Genomic DNA, 23,877 nt, shown 5'->3' on the forward strand with positions numbered 1-23,877 from the left:
TTTTTTCTGAGGAACACAAAAACCCCGAATAAGGGGCACTTTTTTAATCGTGTCCGTTATTCGGGGTATGGATCATTATGGAGCACTCTTCGCTTAGATGATATTCAATTTATTTAGAAATTGCAGTGTCCGCTTATTCTTCGTATTTCCAAAGACTTCGTCTGGTGTTCCCATTTCTGCAACTACTCCCTGATCCATGAAAATGACCTTGTCAGCAACATCCCTCGCGAATTGCATTTCATGGGTAACAACTGCCATCGTCATACCTTCTTCAGCAAGGTCCTTCATTACCCGGAGCACTTCCCCTACTAATTCAGGATCCAAAGCAGAAGTTGGTTCATCAAATAACAGGACGGCTGGCTCCATTGCCATTGCACGTGCAATGCCAATTCGCTGCTGCTGTCCGCCGGAAAGCTGGTGGGGATACATGTCTGCGCGGTCCCTCAGTCCTACCTTTTCCAGAAGATCCATTGCCCGTTTCCGAACTTCCTCTTTGGGCTTCCTAAGGACTGTAATAGGCCCTTCCATAATGTTCTGCAGTGCTGTTAGATGCGGAAATAAATTATAGTTTTGAAAAACCATTCCTGTCTGCTTTCTTAATGCAGCTATATCTGCTCCTCTTAATTTCTGCCCGGAAAAATCAATCTGATGATTTCCAATGGAAATAGAACCTCCATCTGGAGTTTCAAGCAAATTGAGGCATCGTAAAAGAGTAGTTTTACCTGAACCAGAAGGTCCGATAATAACAGCCGTTTTTCCTTTTTCAATGGTTAGATCGATACCCTTGAGGACTTCAAGCTCACCGAACCGTTTTTGTAAATTAGTTAATGTAATCATGCAAGTCCCCCCTTACTTGGCAACCATACGATCATAACGCTGTTCAAGCTTTGATTGTAATAATGAAAGTACTGTACTAAAAATCAAATAAATGAAGGCCACTTCAATATAAAGCCAAAGAGGTTCATAGGTAACGGCAGCTATTTGCTGTCCCTTTTGGAACAATTCTGTAACTGTTATTGTAGCCGCTAACGATGTATCCTTCACCAGGCTTATAAAAGAGTTTCCAAGCGGCGGAAGGGAAACACGTACAGCCTGAGGCAATATTACTCTTCTCATCGCCTGGGACTTCGTCATGCTGATTGAATAGGCAGCTTCCCATTGCCCTTTTGGAATAGAAAGAATGGCTGCCCGGATAATCTCGGAGCTATATGCCCCTTTGTTCAATGTAAAGGCAATTACAGCGGCTGGGAAAGGATTTAGTGTTATTCCGATGCTTGGAAATCCGTAGAATAATATAAAAATTTGTACAAGCAGCGGCGTTCCCCTAAAGATCCAGACATAAAATCTGGCTGCTGCTTCAAGCGGTTTAATGTCGGAAAGCCGGGCCATGGCGACTAGGAATGCTAAAATAAGGCCCAGAACAAATGTAATTAAGGTGAGCGGAATAGTAAAATACAAGCCCGCCTTTAAAATAGGAAAAAAGGAATCGCTAAGGATTCCTATAATTCGTTGAGTTCTTTCATCTGCAAACAATTGGATCAATTCCTTTACTTAGAAACATCAGTTCCAAACCATTTTTTAGAGATCTTCAGGTATGTTCCGTCTTTCTTCATGTCACCAAGAGCCTTGTTTACTTCAGAAACGAATTCTTTGCTGCCTTTACGGAATAGGAAGGCATTTTCTGTTGCATGAGGTTCAGAATATACTGTTTTAATAGGAAGCTCCGGACGCTGTTTTTTCAAATCAAGGTATGACAAGTTGTCATTAAGGGTTGCATCAATACGGCCAGAAGTCAGAAGGTCGATTGCTTGGTTAAATCCTTCAACAACTGTGTTTGTTGCTCCATGGTCTTCAGCTATTTTACGGTAGTTGCTGTCAAGTGATTGTCCAACTTTTTTACCCTTCAAATCATCAAGTGACTTAATATCTTTGTTGTCATTTTTTACAATAAGAACTGCCTTTGAAGCAATATAAGGATCAGACATATCGTATTTTTGAAGACGTTCCGGACGGATCGCTACTTCGTTCGATACCATGTCATAACGTTTTGCATCAAGGCCGGCAATCATTCCGTCCCATTTTGTTTCAACAAATTTCGGCTTAATTTTAAGGCGTTTGAAAACTTCTTCTGCTATTTCAATGTCAAATCCAGTTAATTTACCGGCTTTATCATGAAAAGTAAAAGGTGCATAAGTTCCTTCCGTTCCAATTGTTACTTCGCCCTTATCTTTTACCTGCTCTAGCATGTTCTTACCTGCAGTTTTTTCCTTGTCTTTTGAAGTACCGCATGCTGCCAATGAAAGCACTAAAGCTGCAGTAAAAATAATAGTTAATAGTTTTTTCATGTTGTTATCCCCCACTATTTTTATCGGATTAATTATAATAACAAATTTTAGAATAAAACAGAATGATACGATTGTCAATCAATTGTTTTTCCACAATAACTTCTTCCAAAAAATTGTTATTTTCCTTATTTTGATTCAAATCACCTCAAGAATATACAAGTCCTTTTAAAATAATTATAAGGTACAAAAATAATGAGGAAAAACTGGTCCGTTGCATTCGATCATGGAGATTATAAGAAGGATAAAGAATTGGTCATGAGAGAAGCGCACCTGGCTGTTAAGGAAAAAGCTAAAGGCTAAAGGCTAAAGGCTATACATAAAGATTGTTACTCCCTCGGTTTTGGTAAATCCAGATGACTATAAAACGAGTAATAATCTTTGATAATGAACGATACAAAATTTTACATCCATGCGAATGTGGAGGTTTTGTTTTAAGAATAGATTTATCCGATATAAAAAGCGCTCCTCCCCAGAGGAACGCTTTATAAACACCAACGCATATTACTTGGCATGTGTTTCTTTTATTGTTGAAACAGATAATGCACCAATTATGAGAAAAACTCCTGATATTAGGATCATTGCCGGCAGCGACGATCCAACCGCTGGAAACAATACGAAACTTAAACAAGAAGCTACGATTTGCGGTAAACAAATACTGCCATTAAAGAGGCCTAAGTACCTTCCCATATTCTCCCCTGATATCGCATTGGTCACCATCGTGAACGGGAAGGTATTCATTCCAGCCCAGGAGATGCCTATTAATATAAATGAAAAAATCAATACCCATTGATTATGAACGAAGAAGACTGAGCCAAAGCCAATTCCTCCCAGTAATAAGCTTACTGCATATCCCAGTTTCCCCTTTTCGTTTGACACGCGAGACAAGACAAGTGACCAAAGAACTGCTGCAATAGATTGCACAGCTGATAAAATACCAAACCAGTTCCCGGCTGTTTGATATTCTGAGCTAGCTGGTTCAGCCGTATGCCAAACATTTGAAGCAACTGCCCCTGTACCATAAGTCCAAAGATATTGGAAACCCATCCAGCAGAAAAATTGAACAAGGGTAACCGCCCAAAAAACTTTTGGAGCGTTGCGAAGAAGCTTAAAACTATTTGCTCTTTCTTTTTTGGCATGTTTTGTAATACCGTGATAAGCAGCAAATTCAGCTGGTGAATATTCTCTAACTTTAAATACCGTAAATAGGCTGCAAATAATTAATATGATGGCTCCAACATAAAATGAAATAACCACTGATGGGGGTACTGTTCCTTTTGGCGAAGTATTCGCCACACCCAAAATAGTTAAAACAAAAGGGAAAACACTCGCAAGCACAGCCCCGCTGTTTGCTAAGAAACTTTGAATGGAGTAAGCAAAACTTTTTTGCTCTTCGTTGACCATGTCACCAACCATCATTTTGAACGGCTGCATTGCTACATTCGATGACAGGTCCATAAATAGAATCGTAACGGCACCAAAAGTAAGTGCCGCCATTGAACTAAAACCAAAACTTCCTGCGTTTGGCAGGAGGCACATGACAATTACAGCAACTATGGCACCTATGATTAAATACGGTATGCGACGGCCGAGTTTCGGTATCCAGGTACGATCAGATAAATACCCTATTAACGGCTGGACAACCAGTCCTGCCAGTGGCGGCAGGATAAAAAAGAAACCTAATTTAGTTGGATCGGCACCAATCGTTTGGAATATACGACCCATATTAGAGCTTTGTAAAGAAAATGCCATTTGCACACCCAAAAAACCGAAACTAATCATCCAAATCGTACTTAGCGGGAGATTTGGCAAGTTCTGTTTTGAGACTTTTTCACTTGTTTTATTTTCTATAGCCATAATTTCCTCCTATAATTCAACATTGATAGATATTATGTTTAGATAATATTAAAGATTCAACCTCTTACTCTTGCTCCATTTAAGCTTTTATAAGCAGTCACTTTTTTTTCAATCTGCCTCTAGTAAAACCTTCTTTTAGGAGAAGTAATACATTGTAATAGGGGGAAATAACCTTTTTCTCCCACATAATAGCTGCCAAGCAATTTACCAATCACCTACCTTTTATTTACCCCCAATACTATATTCCTAAAACATTTCAAAAATAAAAGCCAAGGATTACCTCCTCAGCTTTTCTGCTTTCTATAAATCTAACTTGGTATTTTACCTTTTATTAGTCTGTTTCTCTATATCCTCTCTAACTGCCAATAAAAAAAAGAACCTTCAATCTATAAAGATCAAAGATTCTTAGTTTTATTTTTATTCATTATAGAAACGATGAAAAAGGTTACTTGAATTTTTTTTTAGATAACTTTGTTCCTACTTCCAAAAAATTAATTATAGACTAGCTCTTTTTCTATTAGACCTAGCGACTGCGCTGTTGAAGTATGAATTTTTTGGAAAAGCTCCGGATTATTCGAAAGTGACACTCCATAAGAAGGAATCATTTCTTGTATTTTTGGTTCCCATGCCTTTACATGTTGCGGGAAGCATTTTTTTATTACTTGAAGCATGACGGAAACCGCAGTAGAGGCACCCGGAGAAGCTCCGAGTAAAGCTGCAATCGAACCATCAGCGGCACTTACAACTTCTGTGCCAAATTGTAGTGTTCCTTTCCCCCCTGCTTCAGTATCTTTGATAACCTGCACACGCTGCCCGGCTACCACGATATCCCATTCCTCACTTTTAGCATTCGGAATAAACTCGCGTAATTCTTCCATACGCTTTTCTTTCGACAACATCACTTGCTCGATCAGGTATTTTGTTAATGGAATGTTTTTTGCACCAGCCGCCAGCATGGTTAAGACATTGTTCGGTTTTACGGAACTTAACAAATCAAACATTGAACCGGTTTTTAAAAACTTTGGTGAGAAACCGGCAAACGGTCCAAACAGCAGTGTTTTTTTGTCTTCAATAAATCTTGTATCTAGATGCGGAACAGACATTGGTGGCGCACCAACTTTAGCTTTACCGTATACTTTTGCATGATGCTGCGCTACCACTTCCGGATTGTTACATACCATAAATAGTCCGCTTACCGGGAATCCTCCGATATGTTTTGATTCAGGAATACCGGTTTTTTGCAGTAAGGTAAGACTTCCGCCTCCTCCGCCGATAAAGACGAATTTTGCAGTATGATATTCGGTTTTACCGCTTTCGATATCATTTACTTTAACTTCCCACAAGCCTTCGCTAGTACGTTCAATATTTTCTACACTGTGCTTGTAATTGATCTCGACGTTTTGGCTCTTTAAGTGCTCAAACAACATGCGTGTTAAGGCACCAAAGTTGACATCCGTGCCGGAGTCAATTTTAGTGGCTGCTATTGGCTCATTTAATTTTCGGCCTTCCATAATAAGCGGGATCCATTCAAGCAGTTTTTCATGGTCCTCGGAATATTCCATCCCTTGAAACAGAGGATTTTCCGAAAGCACATTAAAACGTTTTTTCAAAAAGGAGACATCTTTTTCCCCTTGTACTAAACTCATATGAGGAATTGGCATGATAAATTCCTGAGGATTTCGTATCAAATTGCTGTTTACAAGATAAGACCAAAACTGTCTTGAAACCTGGAATTGTTCATTAATGCTTATAGCTTTGCTAATATCAATAGAACCGTCCGGTTTTTCGACTGTGTAGTTTAGCTCACATAGTGCAGAATGCCCCGTTCCTGCATTATTCCACTCGTTAGAGCTTTCCTCTCCTGCGCTGGCTAGTTTCTCAAACACTTGTATTTCCCATTCTGGTGTTAACTCTTTTAGTAAAGATCCCAAAGTCGCGCTCATTATTCCTGCGCCAATTAAGATAACGTCTGTTTTATGCTGTAACTTGCTCATGATATCCTTCCTTATCCCCTATATTTGAAAAAAGAGTAGGCGCTTTCATAAATAGTCAGGCGCCACCCAGGAACATACCTTTTGTATCAACTTTTACCACATCATAAACTATTATAATCATTTTTATATTACTATATCTACTATTCTAATTATTATAAACTATTTCAAGTTGTTAAAAAAGTGAAAAGTCCTTTATTAAGGCACAATGAATCATAAAAGCCCTGCCCTCTAATACATTTTTTTTGAAAAAGGTATTGTTTTCCGTTGGTGTAACCTATATCCGACATACTTAAATCGTAGAGAATAATAGTTTTTTAGAATATTTTTAAAGTAGGATAAAAACTTCTTTGAAGAGGATAGGGAAATCATGCATTCTAACCTAAGAAAGTAAATCTTCCCCCTGCATCTGTGATTCTTATCACACCATAACATAATGAAAACCATTATCATTGGATTGTAATGTTTCCTACTAAAACTGCAATTTTAATATGGAGTGATAATAATGAATCAAGCAATGCAAACAGTTGAAGGTTGGTATTGTTTACATGACTTTCGGTTAATAGATTGGGCAAAATGGAAATCAGCTTCCCCAGCAGTCCGTGAACGCGCTCTTTTTGAATTTAAAAACCTATTAAATAAATGGGAGAAGATTGAGGAAAATCATAATGGAAGCCACACAGTCTATACAGTAGTTGGCCATAAAGCAGATCTCCTATTGATGTTTTTACGCCCAACAATGAAAGAACTTAATGAGGTTGAAACAGAATTCAATAAAACCATTTTGGCTGATTATACAAAACCTGCCTATTCTTACGTTTCAGTCATTGAAAAAAGCAGCTACTCTCCGATGTCAGCAAATCTCTATGACGATCCAGCGATGAAAGCCAAACTTTACCCTGTTATCCCAAAGAAAGAATATGTATGTTTTTACCCAATGAGCAAACTGCGGGGGGATCAAACAAACTGGTTTATGCTTCCTAAGGAAGAACGAAAAAGGCTGATGTTCGAACATATTGATACTGGTAAACCTTATACGGAGCAGGTAAAACGCATTATAACAGGATCTGTAGGTTTCGATGATTATGAATGGGGCGTTTCATTATTTTGCGATGATGCCTTGCAATTTAAAAATTTAATCTATGAAACAAGATTTGATGAAGTTAGTGCTGTTTATGGGATATTTGGATCCTTTTTCATTGGGAATCTTTTAAAAACAGATAGAATGAATCAGTTCTTTCATATAAATTAGGAAAACAGCCTGTTAAGGAGAATTTATTTCCCCAACATTAGAAAACACTCGCCAAGTCCTTTTGGCATATACCCTATTTTTTCTTATGCGTTCAGAATTTATGGATAAAAGTTCTGATTAGCTAAAAAAGTCCCCTAAAATAAGGGGACTTTTTCCTTTGAAAAGATTATCAAACTATTTCTACACGGGGTTCTACGGTAACCTCAACATTGTTTCTTAAAGTTTGCGAGATGAAGCATGCTTTTTCTGCACGAACTGCAACTTCTAATAGCTTTTCCAGGGTGACCTCTGAACCATTTTTCAAATACATAACAGGTCTATGTATGATTTGTTTAAATTTTAGTCTTCCTTCTTCCCGATTGACTGTTCCTTCTGAATTTACTTCCAGCTTTTCGAGTTCTATTTTACGGTTTCCAAGCATGGCTCCAAGTGTGATCATATAACAATTGTTCGCAGCTGATATAAGCAATTCCTCAGGATTTGAACCAATTCCAGGTCCCTCCATACCCGCTGGTGCTGACACAGTAAGATCCAGTCCCCCTGCTGATTGAATTTTACCTGTGCCATTGCGGTCTCCCTTCCAGTCGCCTTTTACTGTAAAATGAAAAGTTTCCATGAAGCATTCCCCCAATAATTGTCTTGTTATTTACTGTTTTGACTTAAATTTTTTCTTAAAACCCTTCCAAGAATATTTCGATAAATAAATCCTAAAACCTTTTTTTAAAAAGCATAGCTTTTTTGTTTTTTGATATGATTATATAAAAAGTTACCGCTTTCAATTATCTTTACATGTTGCAGGCAATTTAACTGTAAAAAGAGGTGAAAAAAATGGACGAATTGGATCACAATATATTAAAAATTTTAACGGAAAATGCGAAGATCAGCTGGAAAGAACTTGGGGAAATAGTTCATATGACCGGGCAGGCAGTTGGCAACAGAATCAGGAGATTGGAAGATGAAGGTGTGATAACAGGTTACAGGATCACAGTTGATAACAATAAAACTGGCTATCCTTTAACTTGTTTTATAACTTCCTTTCTAAAGAACCATCAGCATAACAGTTTTATCAAAATGATTAAAGAAAGAGATGAAATTGTTGAGCTTCACAGAACGAGCGGAGAGGGCTGTTACATACTGAAAGGACATTTTCGTACTCACCAGGATTTGAATAAATTTCTTGAGGAACTACTTATATTTGCAAATTACAAGCTTGCCCTTTCTATCGATAAAATTATATAGTCAGAGTTAATCATTCTACCATCGTTCTTTCTCTAATAACTATAATTCTGAGAAAAACTTAGCATTCGCCAAGTCCTTTGCGGGAGGCCTTAGTTTTGCTTATGCGTTCAGAAATTATAGATGTAGATTCTGATTAGCTAAAAAAACAGCCTCCTGATAAAGATTTCAGGAGGCCGAAACCTGTGGTAAGAAAATTAGACATCTATAAAGTTAATTTTAAAAAAACCCAAGTAAATTTGAACGCCAATTTCGATCCAAAATAAAATAAGCAAACTGCTTTCAATATGAAAACCAAATGATGCAATACCTTTCATCAGCTTATTTAAATAATAATAGGAATTTAATAAACTTATCTTACCATTTCATAATCTATTTATTTGGAGGAATCCTAATGAAAATTCAATTGATCCGACATGCAACACATGTTATTTTCTACAACGGTAAAACATTGCTTCTAGACCCTATGCTTAGTGAGAAAGGGACACTTGCTTCTGTCCCAAATTCTCCAAATGAATATAGGTCTAATCCTTTGACTGTTTTACCGGTAGAAATTTCTTCTTTACTCAACGCAGACGCGATTATGGTTACCCATACTCATCGGGATCACTTTGATGATGCAGCTGCAGAAATTCTGCCTAAGGACCTGCCTCTTTTCTGCCAGCCAGAGGATAAGGAATTTATTAAAGAAAAAGGTTTCACAAACATTACCCCAATTTCTGATACCTTCATTTGGGAAGGTATCCAGTTTTACCGGACAACCGGAGAACACGGAAAGGGTGACATTGGTAAAAAAATGGGGCCTGTATCGGGATTCGTATTGAAGTCGGAAGGTGAACCTACTTTATATATTATTGGAGATAGTGTTTGGTATGAAGAGATTCAAGCTGCTTTCACCAATTTTTCTCCGGAGGTTGCGATTGTATTTGCAGGTGAAGCTCGGTTCAACGAAGGAGAGCCTATAACAATGGGTCTTAAAGATATAGATAGTATAGTAACTCAATTTCCAAATACTAATTTACTAATTTCCCATTTAGAGTCCTGGAACCACTGCGTTTTAACCCGGAATCAAGTATTGAACTATATCCAGTCTAAAAATATACAGTACAAGGCTGCTGTCCCGTTAGATGGGGAAAGTCTTACCTATCAGCTGGCTAGTGAATGAGGTTCTGATAGTGAAAATCTTTTACCTTTTAAAAAAAAGGTGTGATTCTTTTAAATAAATCAGTCAGACCTATCCCCCCCTATTGCTTTTCTCTTAACACACTTTCTAAATTCAATCCTTTTTTCATCTCAAAAAAAAGCAGGTGCTCCACTTAGAAGACACCTGCTTTTTCCCGGATTAATTGGTTTCCACACTTGGAAACTTTGTTTTTTGAATATGAATTAGTCGTAAGGATAAGCCCACTCCAGCAGCAAGAAGACCAATTGTCAGGCCAATCCAGTATCCCGGAGCGCCAAGTCCTGAATAATGGGCAAGAATATAGCCGACAGGCAGGCAAATGAGCCAGTATGCGATTAATGTCATGATAAAGGCAAGGTTCACGTCCTTATATCCCCTTAAAGCAGCCTGAGCTGTCGCCTGAATGGCGTCTGAAATCTGGAAGAACAGAGCATAAATCAAAAAATGTGCAGTAAGGTTTATAACTGCTGCCTTATTTGAATAAAATCCAGCTACCTCAAAACGGAACAGGACAACAAACAAACCGGTTACTATAGCAATCAGAATAGCCAGTACCACTCCCAGCCAGCTGTATGTTTTAGCATCACTATAGCGTTTTGCCCCTACCTCGAAGCCAACTAGGACAGTTTGTGCCATTGAGATACTCATGGGAATCATATACAAGAAAGAGACAATATTTAAAGCAGACTGATAGGCCGCAATGGTTGTTATATTGAACTTACTTATTAAAATGGTTACGACAGCAAACATGCTTGTTTCAAAGAAAATAGACAACCCCATTGGTACACCGATGTTCATAATCTCTCTTAGCTCTTTAAATGAAAACTCCTTAAAATGTGATCTCCTGACATAAAAAGAAAAAGGATCCTGTTTTCGGATAATATAGGCCGTAATACCGCAAATCACCCAATAGGTAAAGGAGGTAGCATATCCCGCTCCTGCCCCGCCCAGTTTAGGAAACCCCCAATTCCCAAAGATCAATACGTAATTTAAAAAGAAATTTACTGGCAGCGAGGACAGTAATATTACCATGACAACCCTTGTCTTTCCAAGGGCATAAATAAACGAACGAAGTACATTGAAAATAAATAAAGGTAAAATACCAAAGCTCAGTCCCACTAGATAGCCATGGGCTGTGTGATGAACACTTGCCGGGAGGTTCATTTTGACTAAAATCGGGTCCAGCAAAAAAATTCCGAGAACAATTACTACCACAGCAATTATGATTCCAAGATAAATACCATGCGTTACAACAGACGAAACTTCCTTATTCTTCTTTTCTCCAAAACGCTGGGCTGCAATTGGTGAAACAGCAAGCAATATTCCGCTCAGCCCGGTAAAGATAGGATTCCAAATGGACGAGCCAATTGCTACTCCTGCAAGATCAGAAGGATTATATTTTCCAGACATAATCGTATTGAAAAACACCATCGAAAACATCCCCAGCTGGGTTATCAGTATGGGAATAAGAAGAATAACAATTTGTTTTATTTTTTCTTTCAGGGTAAAAGTTTGGTACATCAGCATACTCCTTGTTTCTAAAAAAATCATCACCATTTTCATTATAGGGGAAGAACAGCCAGTTTACATTAAGAAAAGCGCTAGCCGCCAAATCCTTTTTGCGGATGCCCTAGTTTCTCTTGTCACGCTCAAAACGGCACATCCTTGAAGTTTTCTTCGTGCGAGGCAAACCTAACGAAGCTTTCCTTGTCCTGTGCCTTTCGCCAGACTAGGACTTCCTCGGAAAAGCTGGTACTTTTCCTTCGTGCGATGAAGCTGCTGCCGAAGCCTTCCTTGTCCTGTGCCTTTCCCCAGACTAGGACTTCCTCGGAAAAGCTGGTGCTTTTCCTTCGTGCGATGAAGCTGCTGCAGAAGCCTTCCTTGCCCTTTCCGTCGTTCGTTTAAAATTTATGGATATAAATTCGGATTAGCAAATAAAAAGCCGTGAAAAAGGTTCACGGCCCTGGATTACTTTTTAGCTGTTTCAATTAATGCTTTTAAAGCATTTGTAAAACCCTTCACCTTCTGGTCCTGATACACGGTTACTGGAACACCTAAAAATCCAAGCTGTTCCACTTCCTTTTGATATTCTGGACTGATAGACACATTCCTTTCCTCGAAAGGAATGCCTTCTTCGGCGAGGACTTTTTTGACCATTTCGCATTCAATGCAGTCATTTGTTGAATATACAATTACGTTCATGGTGAGATGTTTCCCTACTTTCCTTTACCACATCACTGGCTTGGCTACCATGAACCAGAGCATTACCATTAATAAAATGATATAGATCCATACTGCACGGTTCAGCTTACGAAGCGGCGCTTCTTTATCATTGGCCTCTTTGAATTTCCGCATTGTCGGAGAAAATGCCCGTGCGAGAAAAAACAGTGAACTTACCATAATAAGTACCGTTATGACAATCCAGGAGGTCTTCCACGTCCAGGCACTCGTCCATACAAGCAAAATTCCAGAGACAACAAGGACATGTCCGGCATGCTTGGCACATTGAACAGCAAAACGAAACGCATCCAAATAGGCATTTTGGACATCAGAATGAGCTGCCTTCATTTTTCTCAGCATCGGTAGAAGAACAAAAAATGGACCGATCGACAAAATTACACTTGATATATGTAAATAGAGCAGAATCTTATGAAGTATATCCACGGAATTACCTATTAAGCTTCAACAGGACGAAATTCGTGAACCCATACCTTCATCTGTGGAACCCATGGCATTCCCGGATGAATAGAAAGAATGGATTGCTTATAATCCTCCAGGCTAGCAAAGCCTTCCTGGCGGGCATTTTCTTCAGTTAATTCTCCAAGGGATTGGGAATAAACGTTCTCTACTACAAAGTCCTTGCCTTGAAGCGTCATGATTTCACCAACATCTGCATAACGTCCGTTACGGCGAGTAGCTGTTTTTTCTCCTTTTAATACCTTTTCCACATCCGCTGGAAGCGTCACAAGACGATCAACCGAGCAGGTTTTTGGAGGCAATGCTGTATTATTGTTTTCGTTTGTCATATTAATACCCCTTTTACTAATGTAATCGTTTTAACTTTATCATAGAATTCATTCCTGTGGCACTTTTATTGCTTCTCAACACTTTCTGCCAGTTTGAAGAGAAAAGCATAAATTAACTCGTACGCTTCACCAATGGTCATCGTTTCGCTAAAGCCTTCTATTGCTTCCAAATTAAAATTCAGGTTCCAGATTGCATCTTCAAATACCAGATCAAAATCCGTTTCACCATTCTTTAATTCATTTTCTAAATATCCTCGAATAGCGGAAGAGTATTTTTTCTGCAGCCTTAAACCAAGCATAACATCATAGTTTTCGAATAAATCGTCCGTTTCAAGTGAAATAGCATCAACGCCAATTAATTCAAACCACTCGGATTCCATATACAAAAACTCATTTTTATGCTGGCGGAAATAACTAATTGGAAGTTTAAGAAAATCTGCTGACTCCTCTGCTAAAAGGCTTTCGAGTTCCTTTTCGCTGCGTTCTATATAAGAACCTTTAAAACGGGCAGATGCATCCGCTAAGGAAAGCTTGTCCTCAAGTCCCTCGAACATACTGTTTTTTTTCAGGTACTCTTGTTCTTCTTTAAAAAGTATTGCCTGTCCCTTTTTTAACCTTTCAGCATATTGTTCCATTTGTGCTTTTAACATTGTTAATCTCCTCTATTTAAGAATGACATTAATAGTATGCCCTAATATTGGAATTAAGAAAAGCCGGAGGCAAATCAAAAAGGCCCTGGCAAACGCTGGGCCCACTCGCTTATATGTAAAAATATTATCTTCCCGCCTTTATTTCTTCTAGTTTTGCAGCGATTGCGGCGGTCATTTCTTCCCCTGTTTTAGGAACGGAGTTTTTCATGACTGCATTCATCATGGCTGCGATCGGACCTGCAGCCTTCATATCAAGGGAGCCAATCATTTTTGTTCGGCTTTTTCCCAGCGATTCAGCTTGAAAGTAACCTTCACCAGTGATATTTTCTGTGACTCCGTTTAGGGTAAATGTAACCTTCTCCGGCTCGATCCATTCTTTAATCGTAATCAAAAGAGTAACTTTTTTCTTAATGATTCCAATCTCCTGCTTGAACACCCATTCCGATTGGTGTTCACTTATTTTTTTATGAGTGATGTACCCTGGAACCAATGGTGCCCAATTGTCCATATCCTTCACAAAATTCCAGATTTCCCGAATGGGTAAATCCATAATGATTTCTGTTTTACCGCTCGGCATATTCTTTCCTCCTCACTCTTAAAACAAAAATAAATCTTCCTATATAGGAAGACCTATTCCAAAATATATGCTGTTTAGAGGTTTTTAGAAGGAAATTACTTTTCTTTAAGCGGGTCTTTCTCCTCGGACATTTCCATTCCATATGCAAGTCTGTTAGACACTGTATTCTTGTTTTGATTTGCATCAGGCATTGAACGAAGGAGCAATCGGTGGACAAAGTATTCCCCTGCTGTAATAATCACAGCTGAAATAATACTTCCCCATGCAATTTGCAAATAGCTGTCGAGAAGCACACTCCCAAAAATCCAAACAATCGTGTAAGAAAGTAGAAAATCTGCGATAAGAGCATTTTTATTTCCAACACGCTGCAGGAGTATCCTGTCTCCTGCAAAATAAGAAACCACTGTCATAAGCACGCTGAACGAAACGATATCTGTCAATGTCGCATTAAAAAACAAGTCCAGCCCTACCGCAAAAGCAACCAAACATGTAACAAATTTCATCATTATAGCCATTAAATTATTCATTTTTATTGCCTCCTCACCTATCATTTTAGGCAATAAAAAAAATTCCATTCATCCACCTTCAAACCTGCCGAAAAAACTACAAGAAAACATGTAAAATCACTATACCAAAGAAAACAAATGCCATGCCGTAATGAAATCTTCTTCTCTTTCCAGTGGCCTTTCGGTGTCTTAATAGACCACTATATAAAAGAACAGCCAGTATGATCAAAGACAAAACCCCGGTTTCTGTCTTCCATATCCAGAAATCTTCACGACGGGCATAAGCCATGATCACTGCATGGACACCGATCAGCAAGCTGGCAGTGGTAGCAATTGGAATGTGATATTTCATCATTTTTTTAGAGATTTTTGCAAGTTTAACTTTTACATCTCTAATCGTACTTTTTCTAATAAGCAAAAAAACAAAGTACATATTCAGGTTAATTAAATACAGCATAAAAGCGGCCTGAGCTATTATTTTTCCGATCAAAACATAGCTGCTGTCATAACCCTTTGAAAAGGCCCATACTGCTATTATCACCACGACTGTGACATTTACGGCGATCCATCTGGCTATCATCGGCAACCTCCCATTTTTCCTTTAAGCTATACTTCGGCTATGTTAAGATTAGTTTAACAATTGATTATAGGAAGTGCCAGATATGACTAAAAGCGTTGTCCTTACAGGATTTATGGGGTCAGGGAAAACAACGGTAGGCAAAATAGCTGCAAAAAAGCTTTCATGGCCGTTTATTGATGCCGACCATGAAATTGAACAGGAATTTGGGATGCCTGCAACAGAAATTTTTAAAACCCTGGGTGAAGCTGTATTTCGACAGGAGGAGAAAAATTTAATTACCAAGTTTTCTGCTAAGGAATCAACAGTTATCTCCTTAGGAGGCGGGGCTTTTTTACAAAGCGAAATTCGAGATGTCTGCATGGCTAACTGTACCGTAATATATCTCGATATATCCTGGGAAGTATGGAAAAACAGGATGCCTTTTCTAATTAGCACCCGGCCTGTTCTACAAGACCTGACTGTTCCGCAAATGGAAGAATTATATTACAAGCGGAAAGAGTTTTATACCCATTACCACTTCAGAATTAGCATGGATTCACTTGATGCTGAAGAAGCGGGCAGCAAAATTGCTGCTTTAATTAGAAAATAGGAATCTCCTCTCCTTTTTGGAAGGGCCTAATTTATTTTAAGGGGCAGTGACGGTTGGATTCCCGTTTTGCAATTAAGCACATAGAAAATTGGTTGGCTTTTCTGCCTTCCGGTTTTTGTGAGGCAATATGCCTGTTTTTATATCCCTTACAAAAACAATAACGAGAATTTTCCAAAAATTGCTTTACATACATTTTCACTAGGTCTATGATAAAAACAAATGAATAGCGGATTGACTACTAGGGGTGCCTATAATGGGCTGAGAGAAAAACTTTGTTTTTTAACCCTTTGGACCTGATCTGGTTTGTACCAGCGTGGGAAAGTAGCGGAGTATTTTTCTATTACTTACGTTGCCAGGTCCATAGTGGATCTGGCTTTTTATTTATATACTTTAGAGGAGGATTCTTATCATGCGAAAAACACAGAAACTAACAATTGCAGCAATGCTGGTAGCCATTGGGACACTAACAAGTAACGTTTTTTACATCCCGCTCGGTTTTGTAAAGGTATTTCCTATCCAGCATTTTATCAATGTGCTGTCGGCTGTCCTTTTAGGCCCTTTTTATGCTGTATTACAGGCTTTTTGTGTTTCTCTTTTGAGAAATCTTATGGGAACAGGGTCAGTCTTTGCCTTTCCGGGAAGCATGATTGGCGCTTTGCTTGCTGCAATTTTGTTTAGAAAAACAAATAAACTAATATTTGCTGTCTGCGGTGAGGTCATTGGAACAGGAATCCTGGGCGCGATGGCGTGCTATCCGATTTCAACACTTTTACTCGGACAAAAAGCTACCTTGTTCGGATTAATCCCTGCATTTATATCCAGCTCTTTTGTCGGAGCTGCGATTGGCTATATTCTTTTAAAGGTATTTATGAAAAGAACCATTTTTCAGCAGGATGTTTCAATTAAACAAGTAAAATAAAGGGCAAAAGGCTGTCCGGAATGCGGCCAGCCTTTTAAGTTTTTTAAGATTTGTTTTGTTGATTTCCTCTCCCGGCGGTCGCTTTCCGTGGGAGTCTCACGCACAAATTAAGGAATTTATCAGTAATGAGCTTTAACAGAGACTTTTTTAGGTGAATTTTATTAAAAATATAGTTTTTTAATGTCAAATTATGAATTTTTTCAAACTTTTGCCTGTACTCATTCATGTAATTCAAGAATTCTTTCGAGTAATGCACGAATTCCTCCAAGTTATGCCCGAATTCTCCCGAGTAATGCACGAATTCTCTCAAGTAATGCACGAATTCCAAAGGAAATGCCCGAGAATACCAAGGATTGCACAAGTTACAGCTAGAATGCACAACACCGATCAGTTATGCCAATCTCTGCCACCTCTACTTCAGGAACATGGGATTTTTTTTCACGTCCTGCCAGTACTCGGTTTGCTCGAGAGACCCTGCCATTTGATATAATAAATCCTCTCTTCCTCCTGCAGCCATGAATTGGACGCCTATGGGAAGGCCATCAGCGGTCATATGCAAAGGAACTGACATGGAGGGCTGGCCAGTTAGATTCGCAAGTTGGGTAAACGGTGTCCGTTTCAGGCTATTCTCGACAATGGTATCCACTATCCCCGCCTTCTTCACTAGCCCTCCAAGCCCAAATCGCCCAACCATACTGATCAGCCTTTTTTCAGAAGGGCTGGGATCAAGTTCACCAATCCTTGATGCAGGGAACGCAGTGGCAGGAGTAACATAAAAATCGTATTCCTCATGAAAGCTTTCCATTGCATATGATGCGATATCCCATTCCCGAAGGCTCAATACCCATTCTTCAGCAGAGGTTACTTTTCCAAGCAGCCCAAGCAGCCAGGTGGCTGGTTCAACATCCATCCGGGTTACCTTGCGGCCGATTGTTTCCTCCATGCCAGCCAGTGCGGCGGATACCTCACCAAAATACATAGTAATATAGCTTTTAGCAATCTTTTGACCATCAACCGGAGCATTCTTTTCTATTACTTCGTGACCCATTCCCTCAAGCAATCTAGCTGTCTTTAATACTGCCTCTTTGCATTCAGGGTGAACCTCAGTCCCAATCGGAGAAAGGACTGAAAAGGCGATTTTCATTGGGCGGTCAAACTCCTTATTCATTCTTTCCAGATAGGAATGCTCAAACGGCGGAGCATGGAAGGCAGCACCTTTTTCATGCCCTTTTAATAAATCAAGCATATAGGCACTATCACGGACTGTCCTGGTTAACACATGGTCGGCCGACGCCCCCTGCCAGTGCCTCCCTAGTCTTTTACCAACAGGGGTTCTTCCTCTGGACGGTTTTAATCCAAACAGCCCTGTAAAGGCAGCAGGAATCCGAATCGACCCTCCTCCATCATTTGCTCCTGCAATAGGTACCATTCCCGAGGCAACAGCCGCAGCTGATCCGCCGCTTGAACCTCCAGGTGTATGTTCCGTATTCCAGGGATTTCTTGACGGGCCGTAATGTACTGGCTCTGTAATACCCATTAATGCTAACTCTGGTACATTGGTCACTCCTAGAAACCTTGTTCCGGTACCTCTCATTCTTGAAACAAATTCAGAATCCTCTTTTGCGATATATCCACGTAATGAGCGTGAACCCGAGGTAATTGGTTCTCCTTTTATTTCCTGTATGATATCCTTTAAAAGAATTGGCACTCCACCAAATGGTGTATCACTCTCGGATTCCACTTTTTGATGTTCGTATGTTTTATGAATAACAGCATTTAATTCAGGATTTATTCTTTCTATTTTCGAAGTTGCTGCCTCCATGACCTCCTCTTTCTTCACTTCCTTTTTTTTAATCAGCTCGGCAAGTCCCATTCCGTCAAAAAGTTCATATTGAAACACAGTCACTTTCCCCACCCCTTTGTATTCCTATTCTAAAAATTCAGTTAATTATTTCGTGATAAAAACCCGCAATAAAGCGGGCGTTTAAATACTTTCGATCGCTTGCCTCACATTGGCATAAACCTCAAAGGATGTGAAGTTAATCCCTTCCCCTATTACACGCTGTGCAAGATCTGGTCTTATGCCGGTAAAAATAATCCTAATTCCAAGCAAACGAAGTACATCATATATCATAAAAATATGTCTAGCTATATTGGTATCAATGTTACCAATGCCTGAAAAATCGAGAATCAAGCATTCGACGTGTTGTTTTGCTATTTTAGGAACTACTTTATCTAATAAATGTTTTGCTCTGTCTATATCAATTGAACCAATTAGGGGCAATACAGCAATTCCCTCATGAAGAGGCACAATTGGCGAGGAAAGCTCATTTATTTCTGCCTGTGTGTTTTTAACGAATTCGTCATGGGATCGCTCATAAGCAAAAACGGTTTCATTTATGCTTATATCGAGCATGTGATTTACTCTTTTGAGGAGCATGACTACTTCTTTTGTATTTAAATCAAACTTAACCCCAAGTTCCATCATAAAATCAGAAAAAACCATCCGGGTATCTGGATAACGAATCAGAATAGACGAAATTTTCCCGCCCCGAGAAGCTGCAGCCTGGCCGTTTTGCTTGCTCCAGTCCGTTAACTCTTCAGGTACAGAACCTTCCTCGCAATTAATGGAGTCAGCAAGGAATTCAAAAAACTCTACATACATCTTTTTAGCTTGATCAATATCTTCTTTTGGTACATCAAACCCAAATTTATGAATGATCTGGTCAACAATCTCATCAGCTAAGTTCCTTTTGTTTTCCTTTAAGTATTCAACGAGAGTTGATACAGCGTTCATTATTCTGCCACGTCCCTATTTAGAAATTAATTATTGTGCTGGACATTATATCAACTCTTATAATATATCTTTTATAAAAAAATTTCTAATCTGAATCTGTTTTAAAAAGAAATTTTATCCTTCTTTTTGCTGCTGGGTTCTTTTAGCCGAACGAAGAATATCTTCCATCGGGAATACACGTCCAAATTCATCCTTGTAAACAAGGTGCTTTCTTTCAAATTTAGTAGGACAGTCAATTCCTGCAGCAGCTGCCAGATTATACAGTCCTTCCCGGAGAGAAGCCAGGTAATTGCAGACTCGGTAAAACTTTTCATCGACTACAAGGGCATCCTGAAGTTTTTTATCTGTTGTAGCAACCCCTGCTGGGCATTTATTAGTATGGCAGACTTGGGCCATAATACACCCGACACTTATCATCATACCGCGCGCAATATTCACAAGGTCTGCCCCCATCGCAAGTGCTATCGCAATTTTATCCGGAGTAATAAGTTTTCCAGAAGCAATAAGCTTTACCCGGTCTCTTACCCCGTATTGCTTCAGCATTTCATCAACGACTGGCAAAGCTGATTTAATTGGCAGTCCTACTGCATCTGCAAGCTCCTGAAACGTTGCCCCTGTTCCGCCTTCACCGCCATCAATGGTAATAAAATCGGGTCCCTTTCCGCTTTCCTTCATGTAGGAAATCATATTTTCCAAGGCATCCAAATCGCCAATTACTATCTTGATTCCAACTGGTTTTCCTCCGATGCTTCGTAACTGCTCAATAAAGTCAAACATGGTTGGAGTATCACCAAACTCGTAGAAACGGTTTGGGCTGTTGATTGTTTTTCCCGGCTCTACCAGGCGGATTCTTGCAATTTCCTCTGTTACCTTTTCACCTTCAACGTGCCCTCCGCGTGTTTTAGCACCCTGTGCAAGCTTTAATTCAAACGCCTTGATAACATCCATTTCACTTTTTCGTTTAAATTCTTCCCAGGAAAATTCACCATTGGGTTTTCGTACACCGAACAGGTCCGGACCAATTTGCATAATAATATCAGGGTTTCCCTTCAAATGGTGGTCGGACAGTCCGCCTTCTCCGGTATTCATCCAGGTACCCCCTGCAAGTGCAAGGCCTTTAGAGAGAGCGGTAATTGCATTTTCCCCTAGCGCACCGTAGCTCATGGCAGACTGGCCGATAAGCCCCCTAACCTGAAATGGTTTTCTGCAGGTTTTCCCACCGAGCACTACCACTTCGTCTTCGGGCAAATAGTATGGATCAATAAGCTTTTCCTCGCTATGTTCTTTTCTAGTTAAAAGATTATCTCCATCTACCTTGTACACTCTCGTTTTTATCTTTTGAGAGTTATCGACCTTCATTTCGTCCCTGAGTTTTGGAAAAAGAGTGTTACGTATATACATTCCTGCCTGTTCAAAGTCTCTGACCGATCCAAAGCCTATTAATCTCTGATGATATTTACCTGCTTTTACAACGTCCTGGTACTCTTTTCTGGAAAATGGCTTTCCTTCATTATCATTATTAAATAGATACTGTCTTAACTCAGGACCAATTTTTTCAGTTATATATCTTACCTTCCCTATCACTGGGAAATTTCTCAGAATAGAATGCTGCTTTTGTCTGTCATCCTTAAAGTAAAGATAGATTCCCAGCACGACCGGCACAATAACAATGACGGCAATAAATATAAAAAGTGCGATAACCAGATAATCTGTTAAATGCAATTTTTCTCGCCCCGCTTTCTAAATTTCTCCCAATGCCACCACAATTTCCTTCTCTCCTGCTGTTACACTAATCGTTTCATTAAAAACATTTTCGATTTCAATGGCTTCTACCAGTACAGCCGCAATGTCTTCTCGGGGAATTTCATCCCTTTCACCCATCCCGGCTTCAGATACCAAAATTTTTCCTGTTCCTGGCTGATCTGTCAGCTTCCCTGGTAAAATAACGGTATAATTCAATCCGGAATCCCTTAAGTACTCATCAGCTTTATGCTTTCCTCCAATTCTTGAAGGACCTCCGGGTTCTTCTGTATTTTCATGTGCCTTAACTGCACTTAGCATAATAAAGCGTTGTACCCCGTTCTCCTTTGCTTTCTTCACCGTTTCTTCCAAACCATCATGGTCTATAAGCACTGTTTTATCACTTTGTGCTTTTTGGTTAACATCAGACAAGTAAATAACCGTGCAGCCTCCCTCAAAGAAATCATCCATCCTCATTTCTTCATAAACGGCTGACTCATCAGCTCCACGGTTTTTAGCTTCTTCCATTTGCATCCCTTTCCCAACAACTGCTAGGGATTGGTATTTCTTTTGCTTTAGTTTTTTGATAACATGCTCCCCTACTTCGCCATGCGCACCAAACACAACCACCTTCATAGAATCGCCTCCTTCTTTTATCTACACCTTTCCACTGCATATTTTTTTAAAACCAAAGAATGATACTTTTGTTATTTCTATAAAAACTATATATAGCTAAGTATCCTGATTAAGAACTCCCCATATATTTAATAATGGTTAAGGAATATTCCAATCAAAGGGGAGCTAAGCTTGATTTGTATATGCGAGGAATTGGATTGCAGTAAGTACGGACTTTCAGGAAAAGTAGCTATTTTGGAAAATAAGCAAAGCATTCTTACATCCTTCGGCTTAAAAAATGAACGATGGCTTCAGCTTCTCGGTATCGATCCTAGATTGTTAACTGTTTTTTATCATTCACAGGATTCCAGGTATGATTGGTTTATTGTTGTATACGATTATTCCGCTTTCTGCAAAGACCCGGATATAAAGGAAGCCATTCTCTGGCATGAACTGGGGCATATCCAATATCCTGTTCAAGCAGGTGTGAATGATTTGGACAGTGAAATCAAATGCGATGAACTTGCGGTAAAACAAGGTTTTCAATCAGGGCTTGAAAAAGTTCTCGATCTTACCCTTGAAATGGCAAGACATCTTAATCATGAAATACTGCAGCAAATGACCACAGCAAGAAAATTAAAAATAACGGGTTAAAAAAATTCACAATTTACTGAAAGCAATTAATGGAATTATTTCGAAAAACGTAGTATCTTGTATTTGATGAGACGAAAAACTTCACATTCGCCAAGTCCTTTGGCGGATGCCCTAGTTTTTCTTATTCGTTCAGAATTTAAGGATATAAATTCTGATAGCTAAGAAAACTCGGCTATTTTCTGCCGAAGTTTTCTTAAACATTATAAAGGGAGTGGATTGGATGGAATATCGTCGCTTGGGAAAAACAGGTTTAAAGGTTAGTGAAATCAGTCTTGGCAGCTGGCTTACATACGGCGGTTATGTCGAAGAACAAAATGCGGTTGCTTCGATTGATAAAGCATTTGACCTTGGCATCAATTTTATTGATACTGCAAATGTTTATGTTCGAGGGGAAGCAGAAATTGTTGTGGGTAAAGCTCTAAAAAATTATGCCCGTGACTCTTATGTATTGGCTACAAAGGTATTCTGGCCAATGGGCGATGGTCCTAATGACAGAGGCCTTTCAAGAAAGCATGTAATTGAACAATGTAACGCAAGCTTGAAGCGGCTGAACACGGATTATGTAGACATTTATTATTGCCACCGCTACGACCCTGAAACTCCTTTAGAAGAAACGCTTCGTGCCCTTGATGACCTTGTTAGACAGGGTAAGGTTTTATATGTGGGTGTGAGTGAATGGACAGCGGAACAGATTTCAGAAGCTGTACATATAGCAGATAAGAGACTTCTAGACCGAATTGTAGTAAATCAGCCTCAATACAGCATGCTTAACCGCTATATTGAAAAAGAAGTGCTGCCAGTCAGCGAAAAGCATGGCATTGGGCAGGTTGTTTTCTCTCCGCTTGCACAGGGAGTGCTCACTGGTAAATACCAAAAAGGTGCAGAGGCACCAGCTGGAAGCCGTGCCAAACAGAAGAATCTTGGTTCCTTGTTTGGACTTTTAAACGACGAGAATCTTGATAAAGTGGAAAATTTAAAAGGTGTTGCAGCTGAAAACAACTTAAGCCTTTCACAGCTCGCATTAGCTTGGATTCTCCGTCAGCCGGGAGTAGCAAGTGCTCTTGTTGGAGCAAGCCGTCCTGAGCAGCTTGAAGAAAACGTAAAAGCAGCTGGCGTTAAACTAAGCCAGGATACAATCAACCAAATTGAAGACATTTTAAGATAATTTTTCGAAAAAAATTCGTCATTCGCCAATTTTCTTTTGGCGGCTGACTAGTTTTTTTATGCGTTTAATAATTTATGAAAATATAATCTTATTACCTCAATAAGGAACAGGCCTTCCAAAGGAGGCCACTGAAAAAGTCCTTAAAGGATGGCGGTTGTTAAATTGGCCGGTTGTTTTCCACTCCAGGATGCTTCGCTT

The 23,877-nt window shown here is 39.4% G+C and carries 25 protein-coding genes and 1 riboswitch; of the genes, 7 read left to right on the forward strand and 18 right to left on the reverse strand.

Annotated features, from left to right (window positions below):
* Window positions 1-93: 93 nt before the first annotated feature.
* The 5 genes from AC3WR0_RS24145 to AC3WR0_RS24165 all read right to left on the reverse strand — a co-directional run bounded on the left by AC3WR0_RS24145 (window position 94) and on the right by AC3WR0_RS24165 (window position 6,193).
* Complete coding sequence (locus AC3WR0_RS24145; RefSeq protein WP_492554651.1) at window positions 94-837, reverse strand: amino acid ABC transporter ATP-binding protein; 744 nt, start codon at window positions 835-837, stop codon at window positions 94-96.
* A 12-nt stretch (window positions 838-849) separates the two neighbouring features.
* Window positions 850-1,533: an amino acid ABC transporter permease gene (locus tag AC3WR0_RS24150; RefSeq protein WP_492554652.1), complete on the reverse strand. Its 684-nt coding sequence runs from the start codon at window positions 1,531-1,533 to the stop codon at window positions 850-852.
* 14 nt (window positions 1,534-1,547) lie between these two features.
* Window positions 1,548-2,345 carry an amino acid ABC transporter substrate-binding protein gene (locus tag AC3WR0_RS24155; protein WP_492554653.1) on the reverse strand — a complete coding sequence of 266 codons (798 nt, stop codon included), beginning with the start codon at window positions 2,343-2,345 and terminating at the stop codon, window positions 1,548-1,550.
* A gap of 501 nt (window positions 2,346-2,846) precedes the next feature.
* A complete protein-coding gene (locus AC3WR0_RS24160) occupies window positions 2,847-4,199 on the reverse strand; it encodes an SLC45 family MFS transporter (protein WP_492554654.1) in 1,353 nt (450 codons plus the stop codon).
* 491 nt (window positions 4,200-4,690) lie between these two features.
* Window positions 4,691-6,193: a malate:quinone oxidoreductase gene (locus AC3WR0_RS24165; protein ID WP_492554655.1), complete on the reverse strand. Its 1,503-nt coding sequence runs from the start codon at window positions 6,191-6,193 to the stop codon at window positions 4,691-4,693.
* A gap of 502 nt (window positions 6,194-6,695) precedes the next feature.
* On the opposite strand from AC3WR0_RS24165, the gene hemQ reads away from it, so the two are divergent.
* Window positions 6,696-7,442: a hydrogen peroxide-dependent heme synthase gene (gene hemQ / locus AC3WR0_RS24170; protein WP_492554656.1), complete on the forward strand. Its 747-nt coding sequence runs from the start codon at window positions 6,696-6,698 to the stop codon at window positions 7,440-7,442.
* A gap of 169 nt (window positions 7,443-7,611) precedes the next feature.
* On the opposite strand, the gene AC3WR0_RS24175 is transcribed toward hemQ, so the two are convergent.
* The gene (locus tag AC3WR0_RS24175) at window positions 7,612-8,058 is read right to left on the reverse strand and encodes an OsmC family protein (RefSeq protein ID WP_492554657.1); all 447 of its coding nucleotides are present in this window, start codon (window positions 8,056-8,058) and stop codon (window positions 7,612-7,614) included.
* A gap of 212 nt (window positions 8,059-8,270) precedes the next feature.
* Between AC3WR0_RS24175 and AC3WR0_RS24180 the strand changes: the two genes are divergently transcribed.
* On the forward strand, window positions 8,271-8,681 hold the full coding sequence (locus AC3WR0_RS24180; RefSeq protein WP_492554658.1) for an Lrp/AsnC family transcriptional regulator: 411 nt from the start codon (window positions 8,271-8,273) through the stop codon (window positions 8,679-8,681).
* Window positions 8,682-9,072: 391 nt separating this feature from the next.
* Window positions 9,073-9,843, forward strand: a complete 771-nt coding sequence (locus AC3WR0_RS24185; protein WP_492554659.1) for an MBL fold metallo-hydrolase — start codon at window positions 9,073-9,075, stop codon at window positions 9,841-9,843.
* 177 nt (window positions 9,844-10,020) lie between these two features.
* Here the strand turns inward: AC3WR0_RS24185 and AC3WR0_RS24190 are convergent, their stop codons facing one another.
* The 8 genes from AC3WR0_RS24190 to AC3WR0_RS24225 form a co-directional block, all read right to left on the reverse strand.
* Window positions 10,021-11,382 carry an MATE family efflux transporter gene (locus AC3WR0_RS24190; RefSeq protein ID WP_492554660.1) on the reverse strand — a complete coding sequence of 454 codons (1,362 nt, stop codon included), beginning with the start codon at window positions 11,380-11,382 and terminating at the stop codon, window positions 10,021-10,023.
* A 447-nt stretch (window positions 11,383-11,829) separates the two neighbouring features.
* Window positions 11,830-12,063 (reverse strand): glutaredoxin family protein, encoded by a 234-nt coding sequence (locus tag AC3WR0_RS24195; protein ID WP_492554661.1) that lies wholly within the window; start codon window positions 12,061-12,063, stop codon window positions 11,830-11,832.
* 24 nt (window positions 12,064-12,087) lie between these two features.
* Window positions 12,088-12,519, reverse strand: a complete 432-nt coding sequence (locus AC3WR0_RS24200; RefSeq protein ID WP_492554675.1) for a hypothetical protein — start codon at window positions 12,517-12,519, stop codon at window positions 12,088-12,090.
* A gap of 17 nt (window positions 12,520-12,536) precedes the next feature.
* Window positions 12,537-12,887, reverse strand: a complete 351-nt coding sequence (locus AC3WR0_RS24205) for an ASCH domain-containing protein (protein WP_492554662.1) — start codon at window positions 12,885-12,887, stop codon at window positions 12,537-12,539.
* A 65-nt stretch (window positions 12,888-12,952) separates the two neighbouring features.
* Window positions 12,953-13,537 carry a branched-chain amino acid aminotransferase gene (locus tag AC3WR0_RS24210; RefSeq protein ID WP_492554663.1) on the reverse strand — a complete coding sequence of 195 codons (585 nt, stop codon included), beginning with the start codon at window positions 13,535-13,537 and terminating at the stop codon, window positions 12,953-12,955.
* 124 nt (window positions 13,538-13,661) lie between these two features.
* The gene (locus AC3WR0_RS24215; RefSeq protein WP_492554664.1) at window positions 13,662-14,114 is read right to left on the reverse strand and encodes an SRPBCC family protein; all 453 of its coding nucleotides are present in this window, start codon (window positions 14,112-14,114) and stop codon (window positions 13,662-13,664) included.
* Window positions 14,115-14,209: 95 nt separating this feature from the next.
* Window positions 14,210-14,641: a YndM family protein gene (locus AC3WR0_RS24220; RefSeq protein WP_492554665.1), complete on the reverse strand. Its 432-nt coding sequence runs from the start codon at window positions 14,639-14,641 to the stop codon at window positions 14,210-14,212.
* 76 nt (window positions 14,642-14,717) lie between these two features.
* The gene (locus AC3WR0_RS24225; RefSeq protein ID WP_492554666.1) at window positions 14,718-15,200 is read right to left on the reverse strand and encodes a hypothetical protein; all 483 of its coding nucleotides are present in this window, start codon (window positions 15,198-15,200) and stop codon (window positions 14,718-14,720) included.
* Window positions 15,201-15,282: 82 nt separating this feature from the next.
* Here AC3WR0_RS24225 and AC3WR0_RS24230 point away from each other — a divergent pair, with 82 nt between their 5' ends.
* Both AC3WR0_RS24230 and thiW read left to right on the forward strand, forming a co-directional pair.
* Window positions 15,283-15,789: a shikimate kinase gene (locus tag AC3WR0_RS24230; protein ID WP_492554667.1), complete on the forward strand. Its 507-nt coding sequence runs from the start codon at window positions 15,283-15,285 to the stop codon at window positions 15,787-15,789.
* Window positions 15,790-16,019: 230 nt separating this feature from the next.
* Window positions 16,020-16,126: riboswitch (TPP riboswitch) on the forward strand.
* A gap of 72 nt (window positions 16,127-16,198) precedes the next feature.
* Window positions 16,199-16,708, forward strand: coding sequence for an energy coupling factor transporter S component ThiW (gene thiW, locus AC3WR0_RS24235; protein ID WP_492554668.1), 510 nt, complete (start codon window positions 16,199-16,201; stop codon window positions 16,706-16,708).
* 412 nt (window positions 16,709-17,120) lie between these two features.
* Here thiW and AC3WR0_RS24240 read toward each other — a convergent pair whose 3' ends face one another.
* The 4 genes from AC3WR0_RS24240 to AC3WR0_RS24255 form a co-directional block, all read right to left on the reverse strand.
* The gene (locus tag AC3WR0_RS24240; protein WP_492554669.1) at window positions 17,121-18,614 is read right to left on the reverse strand and encodes an amidase family protein; all 1,494 of its coding nucleotides are present in this window, start codon (window positions 18,612-18,614) and stop codon (window positions 17,121-17,123) included.
* 78 nt (window positions 18,615-18,692) lie between these two features.
* Window positions 18,693-19,505 carry an STAS domain-containing protein gene (locus AC3WR0_RS24245; protein ID WP_492554670.1) on the reverse strand — a complete coding sequence of 271 codons (813 nt, stop codon included), beginning with the start codon at window positions 19,503-19,505 and terminating at the stop codon, window positions 18,693-18,695.
* 114 nt (window positions 19,506-19,619) lie between these two features.
* Entirely contained in the window at window positions 19,620-21,227 is a 1,608-nt protein-coding gene (locus AC3WR0_RS24250) for an FMN-binding glutamate synthase family protein (protein ID WP_492554671.1), read from the reverse strand.
* Between the two features lie 18 nt (window positions 21,228-21,245).
* The gene (locus tag AC3WR0_RS24255; protein ID WP_492554672.1) at window positions 21,246-21,881 is read right to left on the reverse strand and encodes an NAD(P)H-binding protein; all 636 of its coding nucleotides are present in this window, start codon (window positions 21,879-21,881) and stop codon (window positions 21,246-21,248) included.
* A 171-nt stretch (window positions 21,882-22,052) separates the two neighbouring features.
* On the opposite strand from AC3WR0_RS24255, the gene AC3WR0_RS24260 reads away from it, so the two are divergent.
* On the forward strand, window positions 22,053-22,514 hold the full coding sequence (locus AC3WR0_RS24260) for a hypothetical protein (RefSeq protein ID WP_492554673.1): 462 nt from the start codon (window positions 22,053-22,055) through the stop codon (window positions 22,512-22,514).
* Between the two features lie 220 nt (window positions 22,515-22,734).
* Window positions 22,735-23,679, forward strand: a complete 945-nt coding sequence (locus tag AC3WR0_RS24265) for an aldo/keto reductase family protein (protein ID WP_492554674.1) — start codon at window positions 22,735-22,737, stop codon at window positions 23,677-23,679.
* The last annotated feature ends 198 nt before the right edge of the window (window positions 23,680-23,877 follow it).

The sequence above is a fragment of the Neobacillus sp. FW104-15D2 genome (assembly GCF_058790155.1).

What these genes read in the sequence shown, in the direction of transcription:
- AC3WR0_RS24210 (WP_492554663.1), bottom strand. Translation starts at nt 13,537, where the DNA reads ATGTTAAAAGCACAAATGGAACAATATGCTGAAAGGTTAAAAAAGGGA.
- AC3WR0_RS24185 (WP_492554659.1), top strand. Translation starts at nt 9,073, where the DNA reads ATGAAAATTCAATTGATCCGACATGCAACACATGTTATTTTCTACAAC.
- AC3WR0_RS24165 (WP_492554655.1), bottom strand. Translation starts at nt 6,193, where the DNA reads ATGAGCAAGTTACAGCATAAAACAGACGTTATCTTAATTGGCGCAGGA.
- AC3WR0_RS24180 (WP_492554658.1), top strand. Translation starts at nt 8,271, where the DNA reads ATGGACGAATTGGATCACAATATATTAAAAATTTTAACGGAAAATGCG.
- hemQ (WP_492554656.1), top strand. Translation starts at nt 6,696, where the DNA reads ATGAATCAAGCAATGCAAACAGTTGAAGGTTGGTATTGTTTACATGAC.
- AC3WR0_RS24220 (WP_492554665.1), bottom strand. Translation starts at nt 14,641, where the DNA reads ATGAATAATTTAATGGCTATAATGATGAAATTTGTTACATGTTTGGTT.
- AC3WR0_RS24155 (WP_492554653.1), bottom strand. Translation starts at nt 2,345, where the DNA reads ATGAAAAAACTATTAACTATTATTTTTACTGCAGCTTTAGTGCTTTCA.
- AC3WR0_RS24190 (WP_492554660.1), bottom strand. Translation starts at nt 11,382, where the DNA reads ATGTACCAAACTTTTACCCTGAAAGAAAAAATAAAACAAATTGTTATT.
- AC3WR0_RS24255 (WP_492554672.1), bottom strand. Translation starts at nt 21,881, where the DNA reads ATGAAGGTGGTTGTGTTTGGTGCGCATGGCGAAGTAGGGGAGCATGTT.
- AC3WR0_RS24225 (WP_492554666.1), bottom strand. Translation starts at nt 15,200, where the DNA reads ATGATAGCCAGATGGATCGCCGTAAATGTCACAGTCGTGGTGATAATA.
- AC3WR0_RS24205 (WP_492554662.1), bottom strand. Translation starts at nt 12,887, where the DNA reads ATGACAAACGAAAACAATAATACAGCATTGCCTCCAAAAACCTGCTCG.
- AC3WR0_RS24245 (WP_492554670.1), bottom strand. Translation starts at nt 19,505, where the DNA reads ATGAACGCTGTATCAACTCTCGTTGAATACTTAAAGGAAAACAAAAGG.
- thiW (WP_492554668.1), top strand. Translation starts at nt 16,199, where the DNA reads ATGCGAAAAACACAGAAACTAACAATTGCAGCAATGCTGGTAGCCATT.
- AC3WR0_RS24145 (WP_492554651.1), bottom strand. Translation starts at nt 837, where the DNA reads ATGATTACATTAACTAATTTACAAAAACGGTTCGGTGAGCTTGAAGTC.
- AC3WR0_RS24175 (WP_492554657.1), bottom strand. Translation starts at nt 8,058, where the DNA reads ATGGAAACTTTTCATTTTACAGTAAAAGGCGACTGGAAGGGAGACCGC.
- AC3WR0_RS24160 (WP_492554654.1), bottom strand. Translation starts at nt 4,199, where the DNA reads ATGGCTATAGAAAATAAAACAAGTGAAAAAGTCTCAAAACAGAACTTG.
- AC3WR0_RS24195 (WP_492554661.1), bottom strand. Translation starts at nt 12,063, where the DNA reads ATGAACGTAATTGTATATTCAACAAATGACTGCATTGAATGCGAAATG.
- AC3WR0_RS24265 (WP_492554674.1), top strand. Translation starts at nt 22,735, where the DNA reads ATGGAATATCGTCGCTTGGGAAAAACAGGTTTAAAGGTTAGTGAAATC.
- AC3WR0_RS24230 (WP_492554667.1), top strand. Translation starts at nt 15,283, where the DNA reads ATGACTAAAAGCGTTGTCCTTACAGGATTTATGGGGTCAGGGAAAACA.
- AC3WR0_RS24215 (WP_492554664.1), bottom strand. Translation starts at nt 14,114, where the DNA reads ATGCCGAGCGGTAAAACAGAAATCATTATGGATTTACCCATTCGGGAA.